Source organism: Dysgonomonas termitidis (assembly GCF_042654545.1).
GTDB classification, from domain to species: domain Bacteria; phylum Bacteroidota; class Bacteroidia; order Bacteroidales; family Dysgonomonadaceae; genus Dysgonomonas; species Dysgonomonas termitidis.
Genome location: NZ_JBHSGN010000220.1, coordinates 1 through 2389 on the forward strand (window position 1 = coordinate 1; position 2389 = coordinate 2389).

The 2389-nt window shown below is 43.1% G+C and carries 3 protein-coding genes; all 3 read right to left on the bottom strand.

Annotated elements, in window-relative coordinates:
• Positions 1–3: 3 nt before the first annotated feature.
• Positions 4–1554 (bottom strand): IS66 family transposase, encoded by a 1551-nt coding sequence (gene tnpC / locus ACFO6W_RS26305; protein ID WP_380002139.1) that lies wholly within the window; start codon positions 1552–1554, stop codon positions 4–6.
• Between the two features lie 71 nt (positions 1555–1625).
• On the bottom strand, positions 1626–1988 hold the full coding sequence (gene tnpB, locus ACFO6W_RS26310) for an IS66 family insertion sequence element accessory protein TnpB (RefSeq protein WP_380002141.1): 363 nt from the start codon (positions 1986–1988) through the stop codon (positions 1626–1628).
• 6 nt (positions 1989–1994) lie between these two features.
• On the bottom strand, positions 1995–2389 hold a 395-nt coding region (locus tag ACFO6W_RS26315), incomplete at its 5' end, for a hypothetical protein (RefSeq protein WP_380002143.1).

Below are 2389 nucleotides of genomic sequence, written 5' to 3' on the forward strand. Positions count from 1 at the left end.
CTGCTATTTTTTTGTCCACATGTCCGGGAGTAAGTCGCGGTATTTTTCGAGTGATGTATCCGGTGGAAGTGCCGCAGCATTGTTGATCACATCGCTAAGGTATTCGAAGAAGTTGATATTATTGAGCCTGCACGAACAAGCCAGCGAGTAGAAGATAACGCCTCTTTCGGCTCCCCTATGACTACCAAAGAACAGTGAGTTCCTTCTGGAAAGGGATATGTAACGGTTTAGCCTTTCAATAGTATTTGTATCAAGTTTATAAAGTCCGGAGGTAAAGATATTCTCCAGGCCTTTCCATTCACCCAGCATATAGTTTGCTGCTGCATACATCAGACTCTTTGGAGGATATTCCGGAGAAGATACTATTCTTTTGAGTGCGACCTTCAAGGCTTTCATGATATCTTTCGAGTATTTTCTTCTCCATTTCAAGTTATCATCCCGGGTCCACCCATCCACTCCAATACGATGCTGATGCTCTTGTCTGTAAAGCTGGTTGATCAGTTCGATTATGCTGTCCGCATCCGGATTGTCCCGGATATCCAAAAACTTGCGTTTACAATGCTGGAAGCATGACAGCCTGAGGATTCCATCCCCCAGGGATTTGTAAGGAGCATACCCGTCACTCTGGACTGTCCCTTTATACTTTTCCAGTTTCTTGTATATGACTGCACCCTGTCTTGAACCATTCTCGTAGAAGTAGTATGCCAGATTGAGGTTCATTGCGGATATGGCCCAGATATATTCCTTGTTGATGTTTGGCGCATCCGCATTATCAGCCCTGTCCATTACTTTATAGTAGGTCTCATCACAGCTTATGTAATCATCTTCCAATACAGCCCTGCCGAGAGCTGTATAAAGGTTCTCGAACATATCTGCCGTCTTGGACAACAGTCCGTTTGCCGTTGCCTTGTTTACATGAAAGCCGTTGTCATTGAAGTACCTGACTATTCGTTCAACAGGCATTGAGTAGATATACCTGAGCTGTGCCATTCCTGCTATAAAGGAACCGTCAAAACTTGAGTTCTGGAGCGGGGCCTGGCTTGCCTTACAGGAGTAAATCCGTTCATCCTGTCTGTATGTGTGAAGCCTGTAGACTATCTTCTGGAACTTCATCGGAACCATCCGGTACCGGATAGATTCACGGATGCCGATTTGGATAGCCGTTCGTATATCAAACTCCGTATCATCGGGATAGACATCTTTAACCACTTCTTCCAGTTCATAATGCATATCCCGTTTTGCTCCATTATTCTTGCGGGCTTTCAGGTCGGCTTTCGGCTTTACTTTTCCGGAAGCTGTTTCTTGTTCCTGCCTGGGTTGTGACTGCTTTTCTGATTTATTGGATATGAGTTTGGATATGCCTCTTATTTTATTTGCTGATTTAGTGAGGGATTCGTCTTTCTGAAGCAAGGCTTCCTGTAAGGAAGCGATGGTTCCCTCCATGGATTTAACCGTTGCGGATAGCGTTTCTATCTGGGCCAACAACTGCTTGTTGAACGCATTGACTGCTTCCAATTGCGCCGCCAATATTTCTTCCATTCTGCTTCCTGCCATGCTTTAAAGGTACAAAGAAATATGGAGATAAGCAAGAGTTTGCGTAGCTTATTTAATTGATTATCAAATTATTAAATGGACAAAAAGCGCGTTCTGTAGCGTTTGCGGAAGCGTACACTTTCAAGTGAGACCCCCGACATGATGAAGCTGAAAGTCTCCCAGGATAGCTCATAATAGCCTGTAGCCGGATCTATTTTAGGCAGTTCAAAACTGCCCCGTTCAAGGCGCTTGTGATATAACAGAAAACCGTCGGTATCCCACTTTAAGATCTTTACGTTTTGTCTGTTCTGGCCAAAGAAGATATAGATATCACCGTTCATTGGAGAAAGCGGGGATTCGGACTTGATCAGATTGAACAATGCGTCAATCCCTTTATTCATACGAACAGGGTGTTGGCACATAAAGTACCTTACATTATCGTTAAGGCCAAACATAGAATACTACTTTTCAGGATGATACAATGACAATAACGAAATCAGGCTTTCCGCCGTACATTCCTGCAAGGTCAGACTGATATTGTGTGGAAAGGTAATGCTGACTCCTTTGAGAACACTGCCTGTCCCGACAGGATGGCTCTGTGGCCTGAACTGGATAAAGGTTTGTTGATCTTCATTGGTGATACCTTCGCCTCTTGCCTCTGCTTGAAGCCGTCTCATAAAGATTCCGCGACGTTGCGCCCAATCTAAGATTTTTTCATATTTAATGTTATTATCCCGGCAATAAGATTTGAATGATAAATATGAATCTTTCTTCAAATATTCTTTATAACATTCAATAGCTCTCATCTGTACTGATGATTTATTCATTTCTACGAAATTATTTTCCATGCTCTTTT

Excerpts from the sequence above, each read along its gene's own strand:
- tnpC (WP_380002139.1), bottom strand. The coding sequence starts at position 1,554 with ATGGCAGGAAGCAGAATGGAAGAAATATTGGCGGCGCAATTGGAAGCA.
- tnpB (WP_380002141.1), bottom strand. The coding sequence starts at position 1,988 with ATGTTTGGCCTTAACGATAATGTAAGGTACTTTATGTGCCAACACCCT.